Origin of the sequence: Rhodococcus sp. IEGM 1302, from assembly GCF_030056935.1 — a bacterium.
GTDB lineage: Bacteria > Actinomycetota > Actinomycetes > Mycobacteriales > Mycobacteriaceae > Rhodococcus_F > Rhodococcus_F qingshengii.
Window position 1 is genome coordinate 421,702 of sequence record NZ_JASHKY010000002.1, and the last position, 25,129, is coordinate 446,830.

Genomic DNA, 25,129 nt, shown 5'->3' on the forward strand with positions numbered 1-25,129 from the left:
ATGGTGCTCAGTGAGGCGCCTCTGCCGAGATCTCGAGGAGAACAACCGCTATGACAGCGTCGACCTCTTTAGTGCCGAATGATCTGCTGCTCCATCCCTCCACGTACGATCGGCCGGAGTTCGACGCGACCACGCGGAGACTGCTGGGCGCGACCGTCGACTGGTTCGAGGCGCGTGGAAAGAACCGACTCCTGGCCGACTATCACAACAAGATCTTCTACTCCGATTTCCTCGATTTCGCGGCGAAGGAAGGTCTGTTCGCCACATTTCTGACGCCCGCCCGCGACAGCGGCGGTGACTCCGACAAGCGCTGGGATACCAGCCGTATCGCCGCGCTGTCCGAGATCCTCGGCTTCTACGGACTCAACTACTGGTACCCGTGGCAGGTGACCATCCTCGGTCTCGGGCCGGTGTGGCAGAGCGACAACGAGACGGCAAGGGCGCGAGCAGCTTCCGCTTTGGCTTCCGGAGGCGTTGCGGCATTCGGACTGTCCGAGAAAGAGCATGGCGCGGACGTCTACTCCACCGACATGGTCTTGACGCCCAACGGCAGCGGCGGGTACCTGGCCAGCGGTTCGAAGTACTACATCGGAAATGGCAACTGCGCCAACACGGTCTCTGTCTTCGGTCGTGTCGACGGAGTGGAGGGCACTGATCAGTACGTCTTCTTCTACGCCGACTCGGACCATCCGGCATTCACCGTGGTGAAGAACATCGTTCCGGCGCAGATGTACGTAGCGGAGTTCTCGCTCGTCGACTATCCCGTTGCGGCAGAGGATATCCTGCATACCGGCGAGGCAGCATTCAGTGCCGCACTCAACACCGTGAACATCGGAAAATTCAACCTGTGTTTCGGCGGAATCGGTATGTCGACTCATGCCTTGTACGAGACGATCACCCACGCGCACAATCGAATTCTATTCGGCAATCCCGTCACTGCCTTCCCCCACGTGCGACGAGAATTCGTCGACGCGTACGCACGCCTGCTGGCGATGAGGCTCTTCTCGGATCGCGCGGTGGACTACTTCCGGACGGCATCTCCCGAAGACCGCCGTTACCTCTTGTTCAACCCCGTCACCAAGATGAAGGTGACAACCGAAGCGCAGAAAGTGATCGGACTGCTCTCCGACATCGCTGCGGCAAAGGGCTTCGAGAAGGACAGCTACCTCGCGGTGGCCAAGATAGATGTCGACGGGTTGCCCAAGCTCGAGGGGACCGTCGCCGTCAATCTCGCCCTGATCGCCAAGTTCATGCCGGCGTACCTCTTTGCCCCCGAGTCATTTCCGGCGATTCCGACGCGCAACGATGCAGCCGACGACGAGTTCCTGTTCCGTCAGGGTCCGGCACGGGGGTTGTCGAAAGTTCGATTCGACGACTGGCGAGCGGTGTACGCGAAGTTTGCGGATGTTCCCAACGTTGCACTGTTCGTGGAGCAGGCAGAAGCGCTCGTGACCCTTCTAGTCGAAGCTGCACCGGATGCGGCGCAGCAGGTCGACTTGGACTTCGGCCTTGCGATCACCGAACTCTTCACCCTCGTCGTCTACGGCCAGTTGATCCTCGAACAAGCCGAGATCTTGGGATTGGACGAGGAGCAGCGGAACGGTGGGGTGCTGGATCAGATCTTCGATGTCCTGGTCCGCGACTTCAGTGCTGCAGCGGTGGAGTTGTACGGAAAACCCAGCGCCAGTGAAGATCAGCAACGGTTGGCACTCGCATCTATCCGGCGCCCCACGTTCGCGGCGGAGCGATTCGAGTACGTCTGGCAGCAAGTAGTCGCCTTGTCTGGTGCCTACGAAATGAACGGTGCAGGCTCAACGAACGGGGAGGAATGAAATGTCTGAACTGACGATGAATCGACCGCGTGAGGATTACGGCTTCTTCGGCCCAGGATCACCCAGTTGGAAGATCTGGGCCGCGCCGACAGCGCTGATCGGGTTCCAGCGGTCGGTGGTGCTCGAGCACTTCGACCCCTTCTTGGCTGCCGCAGTGGCAGACATGAGCGGGATTTACAGCGATCCGGCCGGGCGACTCGACCGAACCTTGGCGTACTTCCTGACCGTCGCCACTGCCGACGGGCGGACGGCATTGGCCTTGTCCGACCACCTCATGACAGTTCATGCTCAGGCCACGGGCATTGAACCGATCACCGGAACTCGTTACAGCGCAAACAATCCGGCGTCACAGCTCTGGATCCACGTGACGGGTTGGCATTCGGTGCTCAAGTGCTACGAGATGTATGGGCCGGGCCCGCTTTCAGCTGTCGAAGAGCAGCGGTACTGGGAAGAATGCGTGATCGCTGCCGAACTACAGACATGCAAGACCTCCGACGTTCCACGCTCCCGAGACGAGGTACGTGAGTACTTCGCTGAAGTCAGGCCCAGATTGTGTACCTCCGAGCGTGCCAACCGGGCGATGCACTACTTGTTGAGAACACCGAGAGCGCAGGGGAAGACGAAGTTCGCGACATTCAGCCGATTGGTCGCGCCGGCCACTATCGCGACTTTGCCCGGCTGGATGCGAACGATGGGTGGGTTCGATCAGCCAGCGTTGTTGGACAGAGCAATTGCGCCCGCGGTGCGAACGGCAGTCCGGTTGGGTAGTTCACCGAAGAACATGACCACTGCTCTGAAAGTCATTGCGCCGATGACGGGCAAGGTGTTGGAGCGCCACCTGCGTGACGAGCAACCCCTGGACCCGAGAGTTGTCACGCCAGCGGAGATTCGGGAGCGATTCCCGCGAGCCGCCAAGGTTGCGCAGGCCGTCTGACGGGTTCGCCACGGTCTGTTGGCACCGCATCGGGGGGATCCCTTCGATGCGGTGCTTGGTCCGTGTTCTGTTGTCGCCAAAGAGGTTTGACCTCTCAGGTTTTGAAGGTGGTGTTCGCGGGCCGCGGTTGCTGTCCGGGGTCGATCGAGGGTGGTGGGATGAACCAGGGTTTGTTGTCGGCGCCTATTCGGATTTCCCATTTGCCGACGAACCCGGATTTGCGGTGCATCAGCCGGTGATGTGAACGGCACAGCAGGACCAGGTTGTTCATCACCGTCGGGCCGCCGTTCGCCCAGTGCCGGATATGGTGCGCATCCGTCCAGGCGGGCACGCATGTGCAGCCCGGGAAGGCACAGCCTCTGTCGCGGGCAATCAACGCAGTCCGTTGTTCGGCGGTGACCAACCTCTTTCCTGGTTTCGCATCCAAGGGTGCGCCGTGATCGTCGAGCAGGACGGTGGAGAGGAAGCAGTCACACCCGAGGAGTCTGGTCTGCGATACGGACAGTGGTCCGAGCCAGGGCATGTGCCCGACATCGAGATCCGATACGGCCATTCCGTCATCAGTCTTGGAGGGTGTTGCGGCGCAGTCCCGATGCTCAGCCAAATCACGCGCGTTGATGTGCACGTTCACGTGCGGACGCTGACCACCATCGGTACCGGTCTTGGCGCAGTCCAGATAGCGGCGGATCAGTTCGGTGAACCCGTCCGCGGTGCGTTTCGCCGCCGACCGGGCATCGGGCGTCCCATCCGGTGCTGGGGTTGGCATCGTCAGATTCGACAGGGCCGAGAGCAACATTTCACCGGTGAGGGCATCGAAATCGCCGCGCACCACCACTCGACCGTTCAATGTCGAGGCGATCCGGAGCTCGTTCTGGTCGATGTCTTCGGCGGGCGGGATCTCATCCGATTCGAACAACCTCTCCAACGTCGCGATCACGTTCCGCACCTTCGTGGTCGTCGCCTCAACTCCGGAAGCAGCCGCAAGCAGTAGGTCGATACAGCGAGGGAGCGCGGCGTCTGGCATGCCTTTAGGTGGTGACTCGCAGAACGCCACGATCAACACGGCATGCTCGAAGGAGCAGTCCCCGCCATCGAACCGAGCCGCCACCGCCGGAAACGGCCGCAAAGCCGCACCCAACGCGGCGATCTTCTTCCCGTCCCGAACCTGCAGCATCGTGTTGCCCGCCAACCACGAACCGGCACCGCGACTGGCAATCACCTGATCATCCGGGCGCAACGACAACTCGTCCACCACCGCCACACGCACAGCTTCGAGACGAAGAATCTCCGCACTCGCCTCGACAGCAGCAGCGCGCAACTCGGCAGCAGTCAACTGCCACAACCGTCCGCGTAACCCCACCGCAGAACCAGACACCACGTCCGACAGACAAACACTCATTGAACCCCCCGATCCCCTCTCCAAATCATACTCGAACATGCGTTCGAGTCAAGAGTGTTTTCGAATCCTCGATTCGATACCGTCAAGGAGGATCTGTAGGCCCTGAGTAAATGACTCTTCGGTTTCTCGTTCGAGATAGAAGTCGCCGCCCGGTACCGGTGGGGCCTCCCGACCCAACTGCATCGTGTGGGGGAAGTCGTCCGCGAAATCCGGTGCAGCATCGGCCAGTGCAGCAGAAGACTTTGCCCACCAATGAGATTCGGAATCTCCGATGGTCGAGGCGCTCCGGATCTCAGCTAAGGTCCGCGCGGACCCCCGGATGAAATGGAAAAGCATGCTCACCGATCTGCGGATGGTCGGAGCATCGAGACTTGTGGAGTAGAGAATGGACAGGAGTGATTCGAGTCCTGCCTGCTCGTGCGGACCTAGGACGGGGCGCGCCAACGAGACATCCAATGTCCACGGATGGCGTGTATGTAGGGCGAAGAGTGCGGCGGCCCAGTCGGAGAGTGCCATGCGCCAGTCGCCGGTGTCTGCGATCGGCGGTAGCTCGGCATGCACCCGGTCGTACATCAGGTCCAGCAGTTCGTCCTTTCCCGGTATGTAGGTGTACAACGACATCGCAGTGCGGCCGAGGTGGTCGCCGATCATGCGCATCGACAACGGTGTCGTGGGGTTGGCGTCGGCGACTTCGATCGCGGCGTCAACGACTGTGTCAATGGACAGCGCGGGCTTCGGTCCTCGGCGGCCGGAAGGCGCCTCGGGTTGACGCCACAGAAGTGAAATCGTGCGTGCGATATCGCGTCGGCCTGCCTGTTTGTTCATCTTGTCGCTTTCGTGGAGTCGCGCTATTCTTAATTACTTTACAGTGTAAAGATTTGGGAGTGGGCATGGTTGAGGCAAGATTTCATGACGGGACAACTATCGATGTCGAGGTTCTCGGGCATGGCCCTGCCGTGCTGATACCTGTGAATCCGATTTCGGCTACCGGCATCAAGGCGGACGAACTGCGCGCCTGGGGCGTTGACCCCTCGCTCGGTCGAACGTTCCTGGAAGGGTTGGCGTCGAACTTCACTGTGGTTGCCTTCGACTACGAAGGGCACCGGATGGCGTCGCCCGCGCCGGACACGCTCACTCCCGACAACATCGCGTCCGACATTCTGGCTGTGGCGAATTCGGCTGGGATCGACCAGTTCGCCTACTACGGATACTCCTGGCTGGCTCTGTGCGGATTGCAGTTGGCGCTGCGCACCGATCGTCTGACCGCACTGGTCATGGGTGGTTTCCCGCCGGTGGATGGGCCGTACAAGGCGATGCTCCAGGTTACCGAAGCTACACACCGCATGGCGAGTGAACCGCCCCAGCGCACATCACAGCCCACGGCATCATCAGACGAATTCGATTGGAACTCCATCGACATTGCGTTGACCGGAGCGCAGACCCGGCAGTTCGTGACGCTGTACCGCGCACTTGGTGAATTCGACGATCGAACGATTCAAGGGCGCATCCTTTGTCCGCGAATGTGTTTCGTCGGTTCGCGAGACGTCATCGAATACGGTGACCGATGGGGTGGGGTACGGGTCGCGCCGGCCGATCTCGACCTCGACGCCGTTCGGTCGGCAGGGTGGGATATCGAGGTACTCGACGGTCTGGATCACACGCAGGCAATGCAACCGGCTCATGTTCTACCCATTCTCAAACCCTGGTTGGAGAAGGTGGTCGGTGTTTGACCGTGCGGGCACACGGGTAACCCGCTCCGGATGCCGTCAGCGTGAGGGGGCCGTGAGTGGACGAGTCACACAAGATCCGTCGCCGATCGTTTGTTCAAGGGCTTGGCCTGCTGGCCGGTCTGAGCGCGTTGTCCGCTGGATCAGCGACGGCTCGACCACCTGATGTCGATCCACTGCGCCCATTCCAACTTCCGTCGCCCCGTCTGGAACCGTTCCGGGAGTCCCTTCCTGTCCTGCCGGGCATTTCGGGTGGCAACCTGGAGCTTCGTGCGGCATCGTCGATGCACCGTTTCCATCCGGACCTACCGTCGTCGCCGTCGCTGGGTTACGGCGGAATGGATTATCTGGGCCCCACCATCGAGGCGCACGTCGATCAGCTCGTGACAGTCCGATATGCCAACGACATTTCTGCGTATCCGCTTGCCGCCGATGTCGATCCGGGTCTGCACGGCGTCAGCGACCTCGACCGCACACAGGTCCCCACCTCGCTTCACCTGCACGGAGGAGTTACTGCACCGCAGTTCGACGGGCATCCGGAGCTGATCCAGCGTCCGGGCGAAGGTTTGGTTCACGAATACACGAATGGTCGTGCCGCCGGCAATCTTTGGTATCACGATCACGCCATGGGAATGACGCGCCTCAACGTCTACGCCGGGCTGGTCGGGATGTATTTTCTCCGTGACGACGCAGATACAGGCACCACCGGGAATTCTCTCGGCTTGCCGTCCGGCGAATTCGAGCTTCCGATGATTCTGCAGGACAAGGTCTTCACCTCCGACGGTCAACAGAGTGTCCGTTCCACGTGGCTCACTCCGCAGGGTTCCTGGGATCCGGCGACTCCCGGTGACGTGGGTGTAGTGAACGGCGTCGTGTGGCCGAAAGTGGAGGTTGCCCGCGGCCTGTATCGATTGCGACTGCTCAATGCCGCAACCTATTCGGTGTGGAATCTGCACTTCGCAAATCGTATGCGGTTCTGGGTGATCGGTTCCGAAGGCGGTTTTTTGGCCGCTCCTGCGCCGACGGATCACGTCCGGCTGAGTCCGGGTGAACGCGCTGATCTGCTGGTCGACTTCAGCATGCTCGAGCCGGGCACGACGGTGGAATTGCGCAATGACGAACCGGTACCCCTTGCGGTGGCTCAACGCGGCACGCAGGTGATGCCGGTGTTCTGTCGGTTCGACGTGGGCAGCGCAAAGGGATTCACCGGCTCGATCCCGCAGCAGTTGAATTCTGTTGCGGCCGAACCAGTACAACCGGATGTGGTGCGAAATCTTACGATCATGCAGCTCTCGCGTCCCTCGGATTATCCCTCGATCACCATGTCGCTCAACAATTTGCGGTTCACTGATTCAGATATCGAACTGCCGCGTCAGGGAACCGTCGAGCAATGGAATCTGATCAACATCACCACGGAACCACATCCGATTCATCTGCACCTGGTGGCGTTCCGCGTTGTGGGACGCCAAAGCCTCGACACTGCAGCACTGATGCAGCGGTATCCGGTGCCTGACTTGGGGGTCCGGTGGACGCCGTCGGCAGAGGAATTCGTGACCTCTTCGCTGCGGCCTCCCGAAGTGTGGGAAACGGGGGAGAAGGACACTGTCATCGTGGATGCCAACTCGATCACCCGCGTGATCGTGCGCTTTCCGACGGCCGACGAGTTGGGCTTCGATCCGGATGCAACTTTCGCGAGAGGTTCCATGGCAGACCACTCGGCACACGGAGAAGCCGGTATGGGGGACCTGCAGGGGTACGTCTGGCACTGCCACATGCTCGATCACGAAGACCACGACATGATGTTGCGATATCGGGTGGTGACGTAGCCTTCAAGGGGAGAAAAGTTCCCAGAGGAGGCAGCTGTGTCGGAAGGTGCGCCCACCGGGCCCCTGGACGGATATCGGGTGATTGAACTCGGAACCTTGATCGCCGGGCCCTTCGCCGGGAAACTGCTCGGCGACATGGGTGCCGACGTGATCAAGATCGAATCGCCGGACCGCCCGGACCCGCTTCGTACCTGGGGTCAGGCCGAGCAGGACGGTCATCGATTCTTCTGGACGGTTCACGCCCGCAACAAGCGGTGTGTGACCTTGGACCTTCGTGTCGACGCGGGGCGAGACCTGTTTCTGAATCTGATCGAACATGCCGATGTGGTGGTCGAGAACTTCCGGCCGGGCACCCTCGAGAAGTGGGGCCTGGGATTCGACGTTCTCAGTGCGCGCAATCCGAAGTTGGTGTTGGCCAGGGTATCCGGTTACGGGCAGAGCGGACCGCAAGCCAAGAGCGCCGGCTACGCCTCGGTTGCCGAAGCGGTCAGCGGATTTCGGCATCTGAACGGTTATCCAGGGCAGGCGCCTCCGCGTATTGCCCTTTCGCTCGGAGATTCTCTCGGCGGGATGTTCGCCGTTCAGGGAGTGCTGGCAGCGTTGCTCTCACGAGAGCGGACCGGCCGTGGTCAGGTGGTCGACGTTGCCCTCACGGAATCCTGTCTGGCGGTGCAGGAATCCACGATCCCGGATTACGATCGGGGCGGGATCATCCGGCAGCCCTCGGGAACGAGATTGGAGGGTATTGCGCCGTCCAACATCTATCAGACCTCTGAAGGAAACTGGGTGGTGATCGCAGCCAATCAGGACACGCTCTTCGTGCGTCTGTGCACCATCATGGGGCGACCGGAACTAGCGCATGACGACCGCTTCTCCAATCATGTTGCGCGTGGCAAACATCAGGACGAGCTCGACGAACTGATCAGCGCCTGGGTCGCGCTCCAAGATCCCACCAGCCTGGTGGAACGCCTCACCGAAGTGGGAGTTGTTGCCGGGCCGATCAATACGGTTGAAGATGTCGTCAAGGATCCGCAGCTGATCGAGCGGGGGATGCTCGTCGACCACTACGACGAGCGGATCGGTGAAAACGTCCTCGGCCTGGGCGTCGTGCCTACCTTCAGTGAGACACCCGGATCCGTGCGCAACGCGGGAGCGTCGGCGCCGGGTCACGACAACTCCTCGGTGTGGGGCGGGCTCCTCGGACTCTCGGACGACGAGCAGGCACAACTGAAGACGAAGGGCGTGATCTGACATGTCGGTACCTGACGTGGGTATTCCAGCAGTCAGTATTCGTGAAGTCGGACCACGGGACGGGTTGCAGATCGAAGACCCGGTGTCGCTGGCGGAGAAACTTCGTCTTGTCGACGCTCTGGCTGCGACGGGTGTTTCGCGTATCGAGGCGACGTCGTTCGTCTCACCGCGCGCTGTGCCGGCGTTGGCCGACGCGGAATTGTTGGCAGCAGAACTGCACCAGTGGCCCGGCATCGAGTTCTCGGCATTGGTCGCCGGAATCGGTGGAGCGAAACGGGCCGTCGCCGCAGGAATGAAAACCGTCGAATATGTTGTGTCGGCATCGAATGGCCACAGCGAGGCCAACACTCGGTCGACGACGGAGCAAGCGACCGAACGTATCGGAGAGGTCGTCCGGATCGTCCACGACGCCGGAGGACGGGTGGAGGTCATCGTGGCCACAGCCTGGGACTGTCCGTTCGACGGTCCAACCGACCCGGATCGTGTTCTGCGGATTGCGGAGCAGGCCAAGGAGTTCGGTGCTGATCAGTTCTCGATCGCAGATACCATCGGCACTGCCACGCCGGGACGTGTCGGACGATTGATCGACGCTGTGGGCGAAAGAGTAGGTGACTTCGGCTTGGGTGCGCACTTCCACAACACGCGTGGCGCTGGTCTTGCTTGCGCGTTTGCGGCTGTGCAGCACGGTGTTCGAAACCTCGACGCGTCCACCGGAGGTCTCGGCGGTTGTCCGTTCGCTCCCGGTGCCAGTGGCAACATCGCGACGGAGGAACTGGTCTACATGCTCGAAGACATGGGCATTGCGACAGGTATCGACCTGGATGCGAGCATTCGTGCCGCTGCCGTTGCAGAGGAGATAGTGGGCCATACGGTTCCCAGTAATCTTCTCCGCGCCGGCGACCGGAAGCGGTAAAGACCTTTACTCTTCTCGGTTGGGTGATGCCAGCTGCAGTTTGACCAGCTGCTCGTGCGCCGCGGCCGGCCAACCGATGCGCTGCTTCTCCAGATACCAGGCACCGGCGGCAAATGCGATCGCGAGGACGATCCAGATCACGACGCTTCCGATCTGAGAGCCCAGGTCGCTCGACGAGGACACTTCGCCTGTGCTGTAGTCGTATTCCGTTGTCGTGGTGATTCCCTCTACTGCGAAGGTCCACAGAATCGGAAGGGCACACAGTGCGGCGAGGGCACGTGCTACATGCGCTGGACGCAGTTCGAAGATCATTCATTTCTCCTGGTGATCGACCCGGTGAATCTCACTCTCCTCGAAAGCTATTCGGGTTCGACGGCGCTGTCTGTAGTCGGATCGACGGACATGGACGAGGTGCCGAGCTCTCCCCGGTCCCCCTGCCGTAGCAGCTGCATTCCGTTGTGATCGAACTCGATTCGTCGAACGTCTTCAGTATCGACCAGCATCGTGGCCATAGCGGTACGCCGAGGTGGAAGGATCCGTATGGTCACTTTTCCTCGCGTGATCGCGGTGAGTTCCCGGACGATGCTCGAGTGGATTCGGTCGCGCACGTCGGCGTTCGCGCCATCCATTCCGTGGTCGTCGAGCAGGACCACTTCGACGCCGCGGTTTCGAGCGGCACGCACAGCATCGATGACATCTGTCTGTTGTAAGCCTGTCGCCCTCAGTGAATCTCGGAGTTGCGCCTCGAGGAGTTCGCATTCTTGCCGCTCGGTGGTTGTCAGTGGAACCCCGGAAGCGACCCGTTCGAGGAGCGGGCGTGCAAGGACATCGAGCCTGTCGAGTTGAGCGTCGCGTTCCTCGAGAATCGCAGCACTGGCGGATGCAGAGGCAATTCGTTGGGTGGACTGCTCACGAAGTTCGTAGATAACCTTGGCTTGAGGACGGATGGTGTATGCGAAGAAGGTCGACATCAGAACAGGGCCCGCGTTGATGACCGTCAACGACACTCCGTACATGGCCCCCTGGCCGGTGGTGGAGGACCAGATGGCGGTCACCAACACCATGAGTCCAAGCCCGAGCCACGCGAGTGCTGTACGCCCACGAACGCACATGAAGGTGAAGACTGCCGTCGACATCCCGAACATCCAGAGTTGAGTCATGTCGTTGACGGGGACTGGAACCACTGACAACACCAGGCCGCTCGTGACGGCGCCGGTCAGAGACACCAGAACGCTCTGCCCCAGCGGCATCGGGTCGCCTCTGCTCAGAACGAGTGTGAAAGCCGCAGTCGAGCACACGATAATTGCCAAGATCATCGGCCAGACTGCGCGGACGTCGGAGGATGTGTAGGCGACCGAGATCACGCAGGTGAGCGCGAAGCATGCAGCCATGAATCGAGCAGCACGGCTGTGCATGCCGAGAAGATCGCGGACATCTCGTCCGTCCGGCCTGGTCATGTCATCACCGCTACGGGCAAGCTCAACGTCAGAGTCACCGAAGTGCCGCGGCCGGGTGACGATCGAATGGTTGCCGATCCGCCGTCGAGTTGACGCATTCTGCCGCGGATGCTGACAGTGATTCCGAGGCGATGCGTCTCGACGGAGCTCGGATCGAAGCCGACGCCGTCGTCGGTGACGACTACTTCGAGGTGGGTGGCGGTTGCCGTGACCGTGACCGAACGCCGTGCACTGCTTCCGGCGTGTTTGACGCTGTTGCGCAGTGCCTCGGCCATCGCACCGGCCATCGCACGAATCGAGTCGGGTGCGTATCCGCTCGGATCAGACCCGTCGGAGAGGGCGGTCTCGAACGTGATGTTTTCGTCCACTTCCGAAGCGGCTGAACGCAACTGAGCGAGGATTCCGTCGAAGTCGAAACTCGTCTCGTGGTCGGTTCCGGAGCGCAGTTCGTCGAGTCTTGCCACCGTCCTTCGCGCCTGAGCGACGACCGAGGGATCGGCATCGTTTCTCGAAGCAGCGAGCAGAGTCGACATCACGGTGTCGTGGATGAGTGCGTCGAATCTCTCGCGTTCGACGGATTTGGCCTCGGCCGCGGCGGCGCCGGCGGCAGCGGCATGAGTGGTGGCGATGGTCGCATCCAGTACTCGTCCGGTTCGCAAGGCCATGACGGCCGCTGCTACGAAAACCGCGCAAAATGTCCAGGCGAAGGCGAGGTCGGGAACCAACAGGTGCGTCGTGGGACTCGTCCGGATTATGTGATTGGTCAACTGTGCGAGTGTTGCCACTACGAAAAGGTGCACGACGGCAGCGGCCGGTCGCCAAGCTGCAGCGGCAGCAAGGCTGGCGACGCCGGGGAAATTGGAAATCCACAAGGTGAAATCTGTGACGTGGTCACCATTCCACGCCGGCCACCACAGGAGGATGACCACGACGTAGAGAACCGCATTTGCGCTCGCAGTTCGTTTCACCCATCGGGTGTCGGCGTGGAACGTCGATGCTCCCAGCGCCAGCCCACTACCGAAAGTCGCGACCACCGCCAGTGGAGTCCACCACGACGCAGACATCGTGGTGGCTTCTGCAATCGCAGGGGCAAGCAATATCAGATAGCAGACATAGCCGGCGCCGATGAAACGGCCGAAGAGCCTCAGAATTTCGTCAGAAGCACTGGCTGTTTTGTCGAAAGCAACTCTGTCGATCAGAGTTCGTCGATCGTCACTATCTGATCTTGTATCGCTCGCACGAGTAATTCGCATTTCGTCGGTGCGTTCCTTCCAACGTCGGCATACTTCTCGCGAATCCGCGACAGGTGGGTCCCCACCGTTCCCACGCTGATGTAGAGGTTTTGAGCGACGCGTGACTTCGAATCACTCAGTAGCCATTCCCTGAGAACCTCGATTTCGCGCTCCGAAAGGTGCGGTCCTACGGGATCCTGTGCCATGCAGTTTTCCACAGTGACTGTCATGAGTTTCGTCCTTACTTCTCTGTAGCGGAATGACAGACCCCCGACAGTGCCGTCTTCTTGTCAGATGAATGTAATTCGAAGAGGGAAATTTTTCCCAGACATCAATTCCTCTGCCCATATTTTCAGGGGCAGCGCTGTGAGAGTTATTGTTGCCGAACCTCATTGTTAGTCAAAGTCAGCTTTTTTCCGGAAGTAGGCCGTTCAGGAATTGGTAACACCCCGTCTTCGACCGCGCGTTTGTACAAATCCGTTTTTGTCGGTGCGGGTCGTCCGACAGCCGCATATTTCTGCCTGATGCGCTGGAGGTAGTCGTTAACCGTCTGCGGCGCCAAACCGGTGAGTCGCGCAACTCGATCCGCCTTCTCTCCGGATGCGTAAAGTTCGAGGACCTCGAGTTGTCGAGGGCTCAGACCCACTTCGTCGAGACCTGGATCCCCGTCGATTGCGGCAGCCCACTCTGTCGTCACCACCTGCCTTCCCGACGCGGCGGCGCGTATCGCATCAACCACGACGGCAGTCGGTTCGGACTTGCGTACAACACCCAGTACGCCGGCACGGGCGGCCGAGCGAACGAGGTACGGGTTTTCCGCCCCGGTGAAGATCAATGTCTCGAGCCCGGCGGACCGCAGTTGCTCGACATTGCTCTTGGGCGATGACCCGTCGGCCAGTCGGAGGTCGAGGATTGCCAGATCCAAGGCGACGTTCTGAGCGAGCATCTCGGACACAGTGGTCGCGATGCACACCAATTCGAGGTCCGGCTCGTCCTCGAGCATCACGGACACGCCGATTGCTACCGACTCGTGGTCTTCCACCAACCCGACACGGCGGTGTGGAAATGCTGTTTGCTCTGGCATAGCGATTGTTTCCCTCCGCTCGATGCGAGGACGTTATCAGGCAGAGCTGACTGACCGGTATGTTACGTGTCAAGATTTGAAGTCAGCCTGGACTGTTTTACGTTTCGGCTCTACAGTTGTCTTGTGACCGAGACCACTTCCGATGCGAAAGTAAGCCGTACCCAGGCCGAACGTACAGCGGCGATGCGTGGGCGCCTCCTCGACGCCGCCGTCGAATCGTTGGTCGAGCTGGGCTACGCACGGACCAGCACGCAAGAGATCGCCCGCCGCGCAGGCGTCTCGCGGGGTACGCAACTGCATCATTTTCCGACCAAGGAATCGCTGGTCGTCGCGGCCGTCGAGTATCTGGTCGACAAGCGGCTGGAAGAAATCCTCACCGCTGAAGTGGATTGTGGTCGAGGCCTCGAGGTCCTGTCGGACGCGTTCTCCGGGCCGCTGTTCTATGCCGCCCTCGAATTGTGGGTCGCGGCGCGGACCGATCCCGTTCTGCATGCGGCGACGGTGCCCCTCGAACGCAAGGTGAGTGAGGCGCTCGAGTTCGGCAGCGCCGAGTTGTTCGGTGATCGGTTCGACTCCGAGTCGGTCGAACTCACCATCGAACTCGTTCGTGGGCTTGCCGTCTCAGCCCTGTTTCGTACATCCGAAGCCGACGACGCGCTCAGAGCGCGACTGTTGCCGGCCTGGCAATCCCGAGTGGAGAAGAAGTGAAGCTTCCCGAACATGTCGAAACGCTGATCGTCGGTGCCGGATTTGCCGGTATGGGCTTGGCCGCCAGAATGCTTCGCGACAATCGCGCTGCAGACGTCGTGTTGATCGAGCGTGGAGCTGACATCGGCGGCACTTGGCGCGACAACACCTATCCAGGCTGTGCCTGTGACGTGCCGACGGCGTTGTACTCGTATTCTTTTGCGCCGAGCGCCGATTGGAGTCATACCTTTGCTCGTCAACCCGAGATCTACAACTATCTGAAGAAGGTGGCCGCAGACACCGGCATCGTGGAACGCGTAGTCCTGAACTGCGAACTCGAAGCTGCTGTGTGGGACGAGGATGCGGTGCTGTGGCGTATTCGGACATCTCGAGGGTCGTTGACGGCCAAAGCTCTGGTCGCCGCGACCGGAGCGTTGTCGACGCCCAAGATCCCGGATTTCCCCGGCCTCGACCAATTCTCGGGGACCACTTTCCATTCGGCGACGTGGAACCACGAACATGAACTGCGTGGTGAGCGCGTAGCCGTGATCGGAACGGGAGCGTCGGCGGTTCAGTTCGTTCCCGAAATTGCCGACCCTGCTGCCCATGTCACCGTGTTCCAGCGAACTCCGGCCTGGGTGATTCCGCGGATGGATCGCACCCTGCCTGCTGCACAGAAGGCCGTGTACTCGCGGATTCCCGTTACACAGAAGGTGATTCGAGGGTGGGTTTACGGCTTCCGCGAGCTACTCGGTGCCGCGATGTCGCACGCGACGTGGGTGCTGCCTGCCTTCGAGGCGGCCGCGCGCCTTCATCTGCGCAGACAGGTGAAAGATCCGGAGTTGCGCCGGAAACTGACTCCCGATTTCACGATCGGTTGCAAGCGCATGCTTCTGTCCAACGACTGGTTGCGCACCCTTGACCGCGCGGACGTGAGTCTGGTCGACAGTGGGCTCGTCTCGGTCACCGAAAACGGAGTGGTCGACGGACGCGGAGTCGAGCACAAGGTCGACACCATCATCTTCGCCACGGGGTTCACGCCGACGGAACCGCCTGTTGCGCATCTGATCACCGGAAAACGTGGCGAGACGCTGGCCGCACATTGGAACGGTAGTCCCAACGCGTACAAGGGTACTGCGGTCAGCGGGTTCCCGAATCTGTTCCTCATGTACGGTCCGAACACCAACCTCGGACACAGTTCGATCGTGTACATGCTCGAGTCCCAGGCCGAGTACGTCAACGACGCCTTGAACACCATGAAGCGAGAGCGGATCGATGCCCTCGACGTGAACGAGACGGTGCAGGTGCACTACAACAAGGGAATTCAGCACGAGTTGCAGCACACGGTGTGGAACAAGGGCGGATGCTCGAGTTGGTACATCGATCCGGAGGGGCGCAACTCGGTGCAGTGGCCGACGTTCACTTTCAAATTCCGTTCGCTGCTGGAGCATTTCGATCGGGAGAACTACTCCGCTCGCAAGATCGAAAGCGTCGAGGCATGACCGCGACGCACTACGACGTGGTGGTTATCGGTTCGGGATTCGGTGGCAGTGTCGCCGCTCTTCGCCTGACGGAGAAGGGCTACCGTGTCGGGGTGCTCGAAGCCGGTCGACGGTTTGCCGACGACGAGTTGCCTGAAACCAGTTGGAGACTTCGAAAGTACCTGTGGGCGCCGTGGATCGGATGTTATGGGGTTCAGCGCATCCATCTTCTTCCGGATGTGCTCGTGATGGCGGGGGCCGGCGTCGGAGGTGGGTCGTTGAACTACGCCAACACGTTGTATCAGCCACCCAATCGGTTCTTCGAAGACCGTCAGTGGGCGCACATCACTGACTGGCACGACGAACTGGCGCCGTACTACGACCAGGCCAAACGGATGTTGGGTGTTCGCACCAATCCGTCCTTCACTCCTGCCGATGCGGTGATGAAGGACGTAGCCGAAGAGATGGGCGTGGGGGAGACCTTCACGTCCACCCCCGTCGGTGTTTTCTTCGGGGAGGCAGGAGTTTCCGTGCCGGACCCGTTCTTCGGCGGAAAAGGACCCGAACGCACAGGTTGCACGGAATGCGGGGGATGTATGACCGGCTGCCGAGTCGGTGCGAAGAACACGCTGGTCAAGAACTACCTCCATCTCGCCGAGCAAGCGGGCGCCAGGGTTCATCCGCTCACGACCGTCACCGACCTTCGGCCGGCGGCAAGCGGTGGTTACCGCCTGCTCGCGAGGCGAACGGACGGCGTCCGCCGGCGAGAAGTTCGGTTCACCGCCGATCAGGTGGTGGTTGCCGCCGGAACGTACGGAACGGCGAGACTGCTGCTCGGTATGAAGGAATCCGGTGCCCTGCCGGGCCTGTCGGATACTCTCGGCACCGTCGTACGTACCAATTCCGAAGCCGTACTGGCCGCAACGTCGAAGTCGCGTCGACGGAACTTCACGCAGGGTGTAGCCATCACGTCGTCCTTTCACCCGGATGATCACACGCACATCGAGCCGGTGCGATACGGCAAGGGCAGCAATGCAATAGGACTTCTGCAGACCGTCCTGAGTGACGGCGGTGGGCGAACTCCCCGGGTGCTGAAGACTCTGGCAGTCGCGGCCCGACACCCAGGAGCGTTCTTGCGGTCGTTGTCGGTACGGAACTGGTCCGAGCGAACCGTCATCGCGCTGGTGATGCAGACCGACGACAACTCCCTCGAACTTTCCAAGAACACCAAACGATTCGGGCGCTCCCTCACCAGTAGACCGGGACCGGGCGATCCACCTCCTCAGTGGATTCCGCAGGGTCATACAGCCATTCGCAAGGTCGCCGAGAAGATCGACGGCGACCCGGGTGGTTCCATCGCCGAGATCGTGAACATCCCGATGACGGCACACTTTCTGGGTGGCTGCGCGATCGGTGACAGCGCGTCGAGTGGCGTCGTCGATCCGTATCTGCGTGCATACGGTCACGAGGGACTGCACGTCATGGACGGTTCGGTGGTGAGCGCAAATCTCGGAGTGAATCCTTCCCTGACCATCACTGCGCAGGCGGAACGAGCGTGCGCGATGTGGCCGAACAAGGGTGGCGCGGACGCCCGCCCGAAGACCGGCGAGCCATACGTACGTATCGATCCGACTTTGCCGTCCGATCCGGTGGTGCCGACGCATGCACCAGGCGCTTTGCGGCTTCCCCTGACCATTCGAGCTGAGAAGGTGTCCGATGTGGAGCGTGCCTGAATCGACAAGTGACCGCGTCGACTGGCCGGTGAGTGATCCGCCGCCGTGGCCGGCTCGCGTTCGCGCGACACTGTGGTGGCACCGCAGTACGTCGGCGGCGCGGGAGCTCGGCCCGGATGGTCGAACGATTCCGATGACGGTGGCCATGATGGTGGACTACCTCGATTCGCCGGTCGGCCCGTATCGCGAGATCCTCGCCAGTCCGGTCTTGCATGCGCCAGGGAAACGGATCGGGCCTATGCCGCGGATGGCGGTCCCTTTCATCGCGGTGGATTCGGAACCGTCGGTGCACGGTGGGCGAGTCCACTGGCAACTACCCAAGGTTCTGGCCGAGTTCGACGGAGACGTGCAGCAGAAATTCACTGCAACCGGCGACGGATGGCGGGTGCGTTCGGATACGCGGATGCTCGGGCCGCGTCTGCCGATTGCCGGGGCGTTGGGATTTGCGCAGCCGGAGTCCGGTGGAGGTCTGGCGATCGCGTCGGCAAGGCTGACGGGATCGTTCCGATACGCGCGCGTGAGCGTCGAGGCAGAGGGGCAGACCCTGCCGGACTGGTTGGCTGCGGGCGCCCATCACGGCGTCGTGATTCTGGGCGGAAAAATGACTACGGGAGCGGCCAGGCGTCGGTAACGGGGGTTTGACCTGCGAAAAGCGACCAAGGCCGCCCGTCAGTGACCGGGCGGCCTTGGTCGTGTGGTGTGAAAGTCAGGTGTCGACGTCCCACAGGCGCCTCTCGGCGGGTGGTCGCTCGCAGCGACAAAAGGGGTGGGGCCCGGGGCTTGTTCGGACGCCGACAGGGTGTTCAACGGCGGTCTCCCCGGATTTGTTCCCGTCCTTGATATGTGACACCGGTCTCGATTCAACTTAGGCAATCCTTTTCTTGACTAATTCCAGAAAAGCGGCATACTGGGAAACATGCGAGACGGAGAGCATGACTTCGACCCCCGAGCGCAATTGCGCGCCGTCGGGTTGAGGGTCACTGCTCCGCGCCTCGCCGTGCTGGATGCGGTTACAGCCCAACCGCATTCAGACGCCGATTCTGTTGCAGCACTCGTGCGGCAGCAGCTCGGATCGGTATCCACACAGGCCGTTTACGACGTGCTGAAGGCATGCGTGAACGCAGGATTGCTGCGACGCATCGAGCCGGCGGGTTCGCCCGCACGGTTCGAGACGAGGACTGGTGACAACCACCATCACCTCGTCTGTCGCGGCTGCGGCAAGGTCGTCGACGTCGATTGTGTTGTCGGCCAAGCTCCCTGCCTCGAACCTTCCGATAATCACGGCTTCGAAATCGACGAAGCCGAGGTCGTGTTCTGGGGCCGTTGCGAAGATTGCCTGAAGAATTCTGCCGAATCCGACACCGAGTCGGACGCGGTCTCGCAGAATCGAATTGATGCGTCCAGAACCTCCGAGTCAGCCACCTCGCATGCAGCCCATGCGTTCGACTCGGATGCAGCCCCGCTCCTCTGACGCCCAGCCCACAACGCTAGGAGGCTTCGCCATGACCAAGCCCACCACCAACAATTTCGGTATCGCGGTCGCAAGTGATGACGAATCGCTGACCGCGGGTATTCAGGGGCCGGTGCTCCTTCACGACCACTACCTGATCGAGAAGCTCGCGCAGTTCAACCGCGAGCGTGTCCCGGAGCGCATCGTCCACGCCAAGGGCGGCGGCGCTTTCGGTGAACTCGTCATCACACACGACGTCAGCAAGTACACCAAGGCCGCGTTCCTGCAGCCGGGTAAGAAGACCGAGTCCCTCGTCCGCTTCTCCACCGTCGCCGGTGAGCAGGGCAGCCCGGACACCTGGCGCGATCCGCGCGGTTTCGCGATGAAGTTCTACACCGAAGAGGGAAACTACGACCTCGTCGGCAACAACACCCCGGTGTTCTTCATCAAGGACGCCATCAAGTTCCCCGACTTCATTCGTTCGCAGAAGCGACTGCCCGGCTCCGGTCTTCGTGACCACGACATGCAGTGGGACTTCTGGACTCTGCGTCCCGAGACCGCTCACCAGGTGACCTGGCTGATGGGTGACCGCGGTATCCCGAAGACCTGGCGCAACATGGACGGCTTCGGATCGCACACCTACCAGTGGGTCAACGCTGCGGGTGAACGCTTCTGGGTGAAGTACCACTTCAAGACCGATCAGGGCATCGAGTTCCTGACGCAGGCCGAAGCAGACAGCCTCGCCGGTAGCGATCCCGACTACCACCGCGCGGATCTGTACAACGCCATCGAGGCCGGTAATTTCCCGAGCTGGACACTCAAGGTTCAGATCATGCCGGTCGACGAGGCCGAAGGCTACCGCTTCAACCCGTTCGACCTCACCAAGGTCTGGTCCCAGAAGGACTACCCACTGATCGAGGTCGGCAAGTGGACGCTGAACCGCAATCCGGAGAACTTCTTCGCGCAGATCGAGCAGGCTTCGTTCGAGCCGTCGAACGTGGTGCCCGGCATCGGATTCAGCCCGGACAAGATGCTTCTCGGCCGCGTCTTCTCCTACGCCGACGCACATCGTTACCGCATCGGCACCAACTACGCCGACCTGCCGGTCAATGCCCCGAAGAACGAGGTGAACTCCTACTCCAAGGAGGGCGCCATGCGTTACAGCTTCAATTCCCCGTCGACGCCGGTGTACGCACCGAACTCGTACGGCGGACCGCATGCCGATCCGTCGGTTGCCGGTGACGAAGGACTGTGGGCGTTCGACGGCAAGGCAGTGCGCGCCGGATACATCGAGCACGCCGAGGACGGCGACTTCACGCAGGCCGGAACGCTGGTCCGTGAAGTTCTCGACGACGCAGCTCGTGAGCGCCTGGTGAGCAACATCGTCGGCCACGCCCTTGCCGGCGTCAGTGAGGAAGTTCTGTTGCGTGTCTTCGAGTACTGGAAGAACGTCGACGCAGATTTGGGCAAGCGCGTCGAAGAAGGTGTACGCGCAGGTCAGTGACCCGCTGACATGAGCATCGCCTAGGTCTACCGAATGCGGACCGCTGCAAGGGAAATCACTTCCCGGCAGCGGTCCGTTTCCGTCTACCCAACTACAGAAGCGCAAACCAATAGACGAAGCATGCGAGAAGGAATACAACGACTGACTCCATGACGACACCCCTGTTCGACGTGCACTTCTGCTGTTCGCACTCTCCATGATCCGCTTCTCGAGCTGAGAATGCTCGGGGCACAAGTTTCGCGAACCGAGGTGTTGGGCAGTCAATTCCCATGGCAATAGGTGCGGTTCTCTTCGACATCGACGGAACGCTCGTCGATTCCAACTATCTGCACGTAGAAGCGTGGTCGCGAGCTTTCTTCGAGGTAGGTCGCCCGGTCGACGCGTGGCGGGTACACCGCAGCATCGGCATGGACGGAGACCAACTACTGGAGTCCTTGCTCGGCGAAGACATCGACGGGTGCGGACCGCGAGCCAAAGAACTTCACACCACGTACTACCGGCAGTCGGCCGACCGTCTCCGAGTACTGCCGGGAGCGCGCGAGTTGATCCGCCGAGTTCACTCGCTCGGACTGCACGTGGTGCTCGCTACCTCGGCGCCGGACGACGAACTGAAATTGCTACGCCGGACGCTCGACATCGACGAAATGATCTACGCCGCCACCTCTTCGGAATCCGTCGACGAGGCCAAACCTGATCCGGACCTGATCGAGGTCGCGCTCGCGAAGGCAGGTGTCGACGCGGGCAATGCGGTCATGGTCGGGGATGCCGTCTGGGACATGAAGGCGGCGACATGGGCGGGCGTTGTGGCTGTGGGAGTGCGCAGCGGCGGCATGTCGACCGACGAACTCGAAGGTGCCGGTGCGGCTGCCGTGTACGACGACGCCCGCGACCTTCTCGACCACCTCGACGGCAGTGTGATTTCCGAACTCGTTTCAGGCCTAGATACCGGGAGTTGATCAGTGATGGCACGATTCGGCTACACCTTGATGACGGAGCAGGCAGGTCCGAAAGAACTGGTTCGCCATGCAGTTCGGGCCGAAGAAGTCGGCTTCGACTTCGAAGTGATGAGTGATCACTACTCGCCGTGGCTGACCGAGCAGGGGCATGCGCCCTACGCCTGGTCGGTGCTGGGGGCAGTCGCCCACGCCACCGAGCGAGTCGGTTTGATGACGAACGTGACTTGTCCGACCGTGAGGTACCACCCCGCCGTCGTCGCTCAGAAAGCTGCGACGATCCAGATCCTCGCGGACGGACGCTTCACCCTGGGATTGGGAAGTGGCGAGAGCCTGAACGAGCATGTGGTCGGCGAGGGTTGGCCGTCCATCGACACCCGCCAGGACATGCTGCAGGAGGCGGTGAGCATCATTCGCGCACTGCTCGCCGGAGATCTGGTGAGCTGGAAGGGGGAGTACTTCGACGTCCAGTCCGCCAGGATCTGGGATCTCCCCGAGAACCCGGTTCCGCTGGCGCTGGCCATGTCCGGAGACAAGTCCGTCGAGCGTTTCGGTCCGATGGCCGACGATCTGATTGCCGTGCAACCGGATTCGGAGCTAGTGCACTTGTGGAAGCACGTGCACGGCCGAGCATACGGATTGGCTCCCGCAGGCCGGACCATCGGTCAGATTCCGATCTCGTGGGACCCTGATCGCGACACGGCAATTGCACGAGCTCATCAGCAGTTCCGGTGGTTCGGCGGAGGGTGGTCCGTGAACTCCGAACTGCCGACGCCGGCGAGCTTCTCGGGTGCGACTCAGTTCGTGCGCAAAGAGGATGTAGCTGAAAGCATTCCGTGTGGTCCCGATCTCGATGTGATCGTCGAAGCGGTCAAGGCATACACGGACGCCGGATTCACCGATGTGGCACTGGTACAGATCGGTGGAGATACCCAAGACCGATTCTTCGACGAGGCGGCCAAGCCGCTGCTCGAGGCTCTGCACGTCGAATTGGGTTGATCGAGAAGATCAATCGAGTTCCGCCGAGTGGGCTCTTGTCGAGTCGCGCGCTACCGCCGTGCAGCCTCGCCTGCTGCGCGACGAGGGCCAGTCCCAAACCGCTTCCGGCGTCGCCCGCACCGGTACCACGAACGAATCTCTCGAACATCGCTTCGCGTTCCGAAGGCGCGATCACGGTGCCGTTGTCGTCGACGAATACCGTCGCCGAACCCGTCGCAGCCCCTGATCGGACGGTGATCTCGACTTCGTCGGCATTGCCGTGCCGAACGGAATTGGTGACGGCGTTGGTCAGCACCAGACGGATACCCGCGGGAAAGGCCTGAACCGAAAGTTCTTCCGGTGCTTTCAAACGAACGTCGACCTGCGGGTGCAGACGGCCTGCGTCAGCAACGGCGCGATCGGCAACCTCCACGAGATCGACGTCGGCACAATCCTCGGGATCGGCCACGTCACCCAGGGCTAGAGTCTCGAGGTCGGTCAGGGTGCGCTCGATCTGGCGCTGCGCTTCCAACAATTCGCCGGACAGTTCGCGCCGTTGGCTTTCCGTGAGATCGAGTGTTGCGAGAACTTCGAGATCGGTACGCATCGACGTGAGAGGTGTGCGCAGTTCGTGGGCGGAGACGCGAGCGAAATCGCGTGCCGACTCCAACGCCTCCTCGGTGCGGCTTCGATCGCTTTCGATGCGACTGAGCATGCTGTGGATTGCCTCCGACAGTTCTTCGGCTTCTCGCGTTCCACGTACCGACGGTGCCCGGCGCGAGAGTCCGTCGACGTCGAGGTTGTTGCCGATCGAACTGGTGGTCTCGGTCAATTGCTGTAGTGGCCGGACGGCTCGGCCGGTGAGGAACCAACCGAGCCCGGCCGCGGCAAGGATGGCGACCACTGCTGCAGCGGCCACTTGGAACTGCTGCTCACGGATTGCCTGGGTCAGTGGGTCTTCGGGGATGCTGACGGCCAGTGCGGCGCCGCTGTCGCCGGGCACCAGAACATCACGACTGCGAACATCGGTGGTAGCCAAGGCGCTGACGGTCGCGGCGTTGAATCCGGGGCTGACCACGGATGGTTCTGTTGTTGCAGTTGGTGTTTCGATGAATAGCGGGCTCGGCGCACTCGCCGCGACGCCCAGGGTGACGGAATCGAGAGTGCGTTCGAGTTGTTCGGATCCGTTGACACGCAGAAAGACCGCGAACGCAATTCCGATCGCGGCAATCACGATTCCGGCGGCCAGGCCCGAGGCGATGGCTACGCGAGTCTGAAGTGACAGCGGCCGCTTCATCGTTCGGCCCTCAGGACGAAGCCCACCCCACGCACTGTGTGGATCACGCGGGGAGTCCCGTCGACTTCGAGTTTCTTGCGTAGATAGGTGACAAAGACGTCGACGACATTGGTGTCGGCAGCGAAGTCGTAACCCCAGACGAGTCGCAGGAGTTGTGCGCGACTGAGTACGACACCGGCGTGCTCGGCGAGTACCGACAACAGGTCGAATTCTCTTTTGGTGAGTTCGATTCGTCTACCGTCGATGTGCGCTCGATGGCCACGGAGATCGACCGTCAGCGGTCCCACCGTGATCGGATGGTCGACCGACGGGGTGGCTCGCGTCGTGCGTCGAAGTAATGCGCGGAGTCTGGCGACGAGCTCGGCCAACTCGAAGGGCTTGGTGAGGTAGTCGTCGGCGCCCGCCTCCAGCCCCGCGATGCGATCACCCACGGAACTTCGGGCGCTGAGTACGCAGATCGGAACCTCGTTGCCGATCGCGCGCAGGGCGGTCACCACCCCGACGCCGTCGAGGCCGGGCATGTTGACGTCGAGAACGAGCGCGGCCGGGCATTGCTTGTTCACCGATGACAAGGCCGATCGTCCGTCGACGGCAGTTGCCGTGTCGAAGCCCGACAATCGGAGTCCACGTTCGAGCGAATTCAGAACCTTCGCGTCGTCGTCAACGATCAGGATGCGCTCGCGTGTACTCACCCCAGCCATGGTGCCATCGGATCAAGGCCTGGGGCCTCGCTCGGAGCGAGGGCCGTCGCATTCTCATCAACTCCTAAGAAACCGACAACAGATCTGCAGTGTTGGCTTCATAACCTCGGGTTTCTCGGATGCGACCGCGCCGAGAACTCGAGAACGTTCGATCAAGGAGAACTACGATGACGCGATTGAAAGTGAACGGCAAGCGGGCCCGCCGGACCGGTGTGGTGGTGGCGTCCGTGGCGGTCCTCGGTATGGCAGTGGCGCCGGGAATCGCCTGGGCTTCCAATCCGATTTCCGACGGGTCGCCGGTGGCGGTGCGGTCGATCGCGACCGCTCCGTCCGAGTTGGGTGTGGCTCCCGAAGTAGCGTGTGGTGTCGCGGCGCCGATTTCCGACGAGGAGCTGCAGAAGCTCATCGACGAGGGGAAGGTCGTGCGCGCGGAGGAGGCCGGTACGGCCGCAGTCACTATCGAAGTGCCGAGCGAAGCTGCGACATTCGTTGCGCGTGAAGGGGTGCCGGCGTTGCCGACCGTCGAGTGGGCTCCGACGACCGAAGGTGTTCCGGCAGAGGTGCTCGACATGGCAGGCGTCGCTCCGCTGGAGGAGGGCGTTGCCCTGTCATGCACGGTTGCCGCGGGCTGACGAGCGAAAAAAGCTCCGCATGAACCGCTTTGACCTGGAACGGTACGGCCGTACTCAA

The 25,129-nt window shown here is 61.4% G+C and carries 24 protein-coding genes; 15 read left to right on the forward strand and 9 right to left on the reverse strand.

Going from position 1 to position 25,129, the window contains the following annotated elements; all coding sequences use genetic code 11:
- Positions 1–50 precede the first annotated feature (50 nt).
- Together QM609_RS06655 and QM609_RS06660 are read left to right on the forward strand one after the other, a co-directional pair.
- Positions 51–1,832 (forward strand): acyl-CoA dehydrogenase family protein, encoded by a 1,782-nt coding sequence (locus QM609_RS06655; protein ID WP_047271602.1) that lies wholly within the window; start codon positions 51–53, stop codon positions 1,830–1,832.
- Position 1,833: 1 nt separating this feature from the next.
- Positions 1,834–2,766, forward strand: coding sequence for an oxygenase MpaB family protein (locus QM609_RS06660; protein ID WP_080961232.1), 933 nt, complete (start codon positions 1,834–1,836; stop codon positions 2,764–2,766).
- Positions 2,767–2,860: 94 nt separating this feature from the next.
- Here the strand turns inward: QM609_RS06660 and QM609_RS06665 are convergent, their stop codons facing one another.
- Both QM609_RS06665 and QM609_RS06670 read right to left on the reverse strand, forming a co-directional pair.
- Positions 2,861–4,165, reverse strand: coding sequence for an HNH endonuclease signature motif containing protein (locus QM609_RS06665; RefSeq protein WP_054827453.1), 1,305 nt, complete (start codon positions 4,163–4,165; stop codon positions 2,861–2,863).
- A 48-nt stretch (positions 4,166–4,213) separates the two neighbouring features.
- Positions 4,214–4,990, reverse strand: coding sequence for a TetR/AcrR family transcriptional regulator (locus tag QM609_RS06670; RefSeq protein WP_047270037.1), 777 nt, complete (start codon positions 4,988–4,990; stop codon positions 4,214–4,216).
- A gap of 65 nt (positions 4,991–5,055) precedes the next feature.
- Between QM609_RS06670 and QM609_RS06675 the strand changes: the two genes are divergently transcribed.
- From QM609_RS06675 to QM609_RS06690, 4 genes are read left to right on the forward strand one after another with little or no spacing between them, the layout of a single operon-like run.
- Positions 5,056–5,895 (forward strand): alpha/beta fold hydrolase, encoded by an 840-nt coding sequence (locus tag QM609_RS06675; protein ID WP_047270040.1) that lies wholly within the window; start codon positions 5,056–5,058, stop codon positions 5,893–5,895.
- A 56-nt stretch (positions 5,896–5,951) separates the two neighbouring features.
- Positions 5,952–7,718 carry a multicopper oxidase family protein gene (locus QM609_RS06680; protein ID WP_047270036.1) on the forward strand — a complete coding sequence of 589 codons (1,767 nt, stop codon included), beginning with the start codon at positions 5,952–5,954 and terminating at the stop codon, positions 7,716–7,718.
- Positions 7,719–7,754: 36 nt separating this feature from the next.
- The gene (locus QM609_RS06685) at positions 7,755–8,969 is read left to right on the forward strand and encodes a CaiB/BaiF CoA transferase family protein (protein WP_283337168.1); all 1,215 of its coding nucleotides are present in this window, start codon (positions 7,755–7,757) and stop codon (positions 8,967–8,969) included.
- Position 8,970: 1 nt separating this feature from the next.
- Entirely contained in the window at positions 8,971–9,882 is a 912-nt protein-coding gene (locus QM609_RS06690) for a hydroxymethylglutaryl-CoA lyase (RefSeq protein ID WP_047270034.1), read from the forward strand.
- Between the two features lie 6 nt (positions 9,883–9,888).
- On the opposite strand, the gene QM609_RS06695 is transcribed toward QM609_RS06690, so the two are convergent.
- From QM609_RS06695 to QM609_RS06715, 5 genes are all read right to left on the reverse strand, one after another.
- The gene (locus QM609_RS06695; protein ID WP_047270033.1) at positions 9,889–10,194 is read right to left on the reverse strand and encodes a hypothetical protein; all 306 of its coding nucleotides are present in this window, start codon (positions 10,192–10,194) and stop codon (positions 9,889–9,891) included.
- A 47-nt stretch (positions 10,195–10,241) separates the two neighbouring features.
- Entirely contained in the window at positions 10,242–11,339 is a 1,098-nt protein-coding gene (locus QM609_RS06700) for a DUF8320 family protein (RefSeq protein ID WP_047270032.1), read from the reverse strand.
- Positions 11,336–12,403: a sensor histidine kinase gene (locus QM609_RS06705; RefSeq protein WP_042446628.1), complete on the reverse strand. Its 1,068-nt coding sequence runs from the start codon at positions 12,401–12,403 to the stop codon at positions 11,336–11,338. Before QM609_RS06705 ends, QM609_RS06700 begins: the two co-directional genes overlap by 4 nt.
- Positions 12,404–12,534: 131 nt before the next feature.
- Positions 12,535–12,801, reverse strand: coding sequence for a response regulator transcription factor (locus QM609_RS06710; RefSeq protein ID WP_370333094.1), 267 nt, complete (start codon positions 12,799–12,801; stop codon positions 12,535–12,537).
- A gap of 143 nt (positions 12,802–12,944) precedes the next feature.
- On the reverse strand, positions 12,945–13,655 hold the full coding sequence (locus tag QM609_RS06715) for a response regulator transcription factor (RefSeq protein WP_050656944.1): 711 nt from the start codon (positions 13,653–13,655) through the stop codon (positions 12,945–12,947).
- Positions 13,656–13,838: 183 nt separating this feature from the next.
- On the opposite strand from QM609_RS06715, the gene QM609_RS06720 reads away from it, so the two are divergent.
- The 8 genes from QM609_RS06720 to QM609_RS06755 all read left to right on the forward strand — a co-directional run bounded on the left by QM609_RS06720 (position 13,839) and on the right by QM609_RS06755 (position 22,462).
- The gene (locus QM609_RS06720) at positions 13,839–14,363 is read left to right on the forward strand and encodes a TetR/AcrR family transcriptional regulator (RefSeq protein ID WP_228232611.1); all 525 of its coding nucleotides are present in this window, start codon (positions 13,839–13,841) and stop codon (positions 14,361–14,363) included.
- Positions 14,360–15,844 carry a flavin-containing monooxygenase gene (locus QM609_RS06725; RefSeq protein ID WP_050656943.1) on the forward strand — a complete coding sequence of 495 codons (1,485 nt, stop codon included), beginning with the start codon at positions 14,360–14,362 and terminating at the stop codon, positions 15,842–15,844. Before QM609_RS06720 ends, QM609_RS06725 begins: the two co-directional genes overlap by 4 nt.
- A complete protein-coding gene (locus QM609_RS06730; RefSeq protein ID WP_007732329.1) occupies positions 15,841–17,556 on the forward strand; it encodes a GMC oxidoreductase in 1,716 nt (571 codons plus the stop codon). The genes QM609_RS06725 and QM609_RS06730 overlap by 4 nt, the downstream gene beginning before the upstream one ends.
- Positions 17,540–18,187 (forward strand): acetoacetate decarboxylase family protein, encoded by a 648-nt coding sequence (locus QM609_RS06735; RefSeq protein WP_076948725.1) that lies wholly within the window; start codon positions 17,540–17,542, stop codon positions 18,185–18,187. The genes QM609_RS06730 and QM609_RS06735 overlap by 17 nt, the downstream gene beginning before the upstream one ends.
- A 285-nt stretch (positions 18,188–18,472) precedes the next feature.
- Positions 18,473–19,027, forward strand: a complete 555-nt coding sequence (locus tag QM609_RS06740) for a Fur family transcriptional regulator (RefSeq protein WP_003943517.1) — start codon at positions 18,473–18,475, stop codon at positions 19,025–19,027.
- Between the two features lie 31 nt (positions 19,028–19,058).
- Positions 19,059–20,510 carry a catalase gene (locus QM609_RS06745; RefSeq protein ID WP_003943483.1) on the forward strand — a complete coding sequence of 484 codons (1,452 nt, stop codon included), beginning with the start codon at positions 19,059–19,061 and terminating at the stop codon, positions 20,508–20,510.
- 269 nt (positions 20,511–20,779) lie between these two features.
- The gene (locus QM609_RS06750) at positions 20,780–21,466 is read left to right on the forward strand and encodes an HAD family hydrolase (protein ID WP_003943463.1); all 687 of its coding nucleotides are present in this window, start codon (positions 20,780–20,782) and stop codon (positions 21,464–21,466) included.
- A gap of 6 nt (positions 21,467–21,472) precedes the next feature.
- Positions 21,473–22,462 carry an LLM class F420-dependent oxidoreductase gene (locus QM609_RS06755; protein WP_283337173.1) on the forward strand — a complete coding sequence of 330 codons (990 nt, stop codon included), beginning with the start codon at positions 21,473–21,475 and terminating at the stop codon, positions 22,460–22,462.
- Here QM609_RS06755 and QM609_RS06760 read toward each other — a convergent pair.
- Positions 22,359–23,738, reverse strand: coding sequence for a sensor histidine kinase (locus tag QM609_RS06760; protein WP_042446646.1), 1,380 nt, complete (start codon positions 23,736–23,738; stop codon positions 22,359–22,361). The two genes, QM609_RS06755 and QM609_RS06760, sit on opposite strands and share 104 nt — an antisense overlap.
- On the reverse strand, positions 23,735–24,439 hold the full coding sequence (locus QM609_RS06765; RefSeq protein ID WP_042922831.1) for a response regulator transcription factor: 705 nt from the start codon (positions 24,437–24,439) through the stop codon (positions 23,735–23,737). Before QM609_RS06765 ends, QM609_RS06760 begins: the two co-directional genes overlap by 4 nt.
- Positions 24,440–24,606: 167 nt before the next feature.
- On the opposite strand from QM609_RS06765, the gene QM609_RS06770 reads away from it, so the two are divergent.
- Entirely contained in the window at positions 24,607–25,071 is a 465-nt protein-coding gene (locus QM609_RS06770; protein WP_050656940.1) for a hypothetical protein, read from the forward strand.
- Positions 25,072–25,129: the final 58 nt, after the last annotated feature.

Bases quoted from the DNA above. Each gene is read 5' to 3' on its own strand.
- QM609_RS06655 (WP_047271602.1), top strand. From the start codon at position 51: ATGACAGCGTCGACCTCTTTAGTGCCGAATGATCTGCTGCTCCATCCC.
- QM609_RS06660 (WP_080961232.1), top strand. From the start codon at position 1,834: ATGTCTGAACTGACGATGAATCGACCGCGTGAGGATTACGGCTTCTTC.
- QM609_RS06665 (WP_054827453.1), bottom strand. From the start codon at position 4,165: ATGAGTGTTTGTCTGTCGGACGTGGTGTCTGGTTCTGCGGTGGGGTTA.
- QM609_RS06670 (WP_047270037.1), bottom strand. From the start codon at position 4,990: ATGAACAAACAGGCAGGCCGACGCGATATCGCACGCACGATTTCACTT.
- QM609_RS06675 (WP_047270040.1), top strand. From the start codon at position 5,056: ATGGTTGAGGCAAGATTTCATGACGGGACAACTATCGATGTCGAGGTT.
- QM609_RS06690 (WP_047270034.1), top strand. From the start codon at position 8,971: ATGTCGGTACCTGACGTGGGTATTCCAGCAGTCAGTATTCGTGAAGTC.
- QM609_RS06695 (WP_047270033.1), bottom strand. From the start codon at position 10,194: ATGATCTTCGAACTGCGTCCAGCGCATGTAGCACGTGCCCTCGCCGCA.
- QM609_RS06700 (WP_047270032.1), bottom strand. From the start codon at position 11,339: ATGACCAGGCCGGACGGACGAGATGTCCGCGATCTTCTCGGCATGCAC.
- QM609_RS06705 (WP_042446628.1), bottom strand. From the start codon at position 12,403: ATGTCTGCGTCGTGGTGGACTCCACTGGCGGTGGTCGCGACTTTCGGT.
- QM609_RS06710 (WP_370333094.1), bottom strand. From the start codon at position 12,801: ATGACAGTCACTGTGGAAAACTGCATGGCACAGGATCCCGTAGGACCG.
- QM609_RS06715 (WP_050656944.1), bottom strand. From the start codon at position 13,655: ATGCCAGAGCAAACAGCATTTCCACACCGCCGTGTCGGGTTGGTGGAA.
- QM609_RS06720 (WP_228232611.1), top strand. From the start codon at position 13,839: ATGCGTGGGCGCCTCCTCGACGCCGCCGTCGAATCGTTGGTCGAGCTG.
- QM609_RS06730 (WP_007732329.1), top strand. From the start codon at position 15,841: ATGACCGCGACGCACTACGACGTGGTGGTTATCGGTTCGGGATTCGGT.
- QM609_RS06735 (WP_076948725.1), top strand. From the start codon at position 17,540: ATGTGGAGCGTGCCTGAATCGACAAGTGACCGCGTCGACTGGCCGGTG.
- QM609_RS06740 (WP_003943517.1), top strand. From the start codon at position 18,473: ATGCGAGACGGAGAGCATGACTTCGACCCCCGAGCGCAATTGCGCGCC.
- QM609_RS06745 (WP_003943483.1), top strand. From the start codon at position 19,059: ATGACCAAGCCCACCACCAACAATTTCGGTATCGCGGTCGCAAGTGAT.
- QM609_RS06750 (WP_003943463.1), top strand. From the start codon at position 20,780: ATGGCAATAGGTGCGGTTCTCTTCGACATCGACGGAACGCTCGTCGAT.
- QM609_RS06755 (WP_283337173.1), top strand. From the start codon at position 21,473: ATGGCACGATTCGGCTACACCTTGATGACGGAGCAGGCAGGTCCGAAA.
- QM609_RS06760 (WP_042446646.1), bottom strand. From the start codon at position 23,738: ATGAAGCGGCCGCTGTCACTTCAGACTCGCGTAGCCATCGCCTCGGGC.
- QM609_RS06765 (WP_042922831.1), bottom strand. From the start codon at position 24,439: ATGGCTGGGGTGAGTACACGCGAGCGCATCCTGATCGTTGACGACGAC.
- QM609_RS06770 (WP_050656940.1), top strand. From the start codon at position 24,607: ATGACGCGATTGAAAGTGAACGGCAAGCGGGCCCGCCGGACCGGTGTG.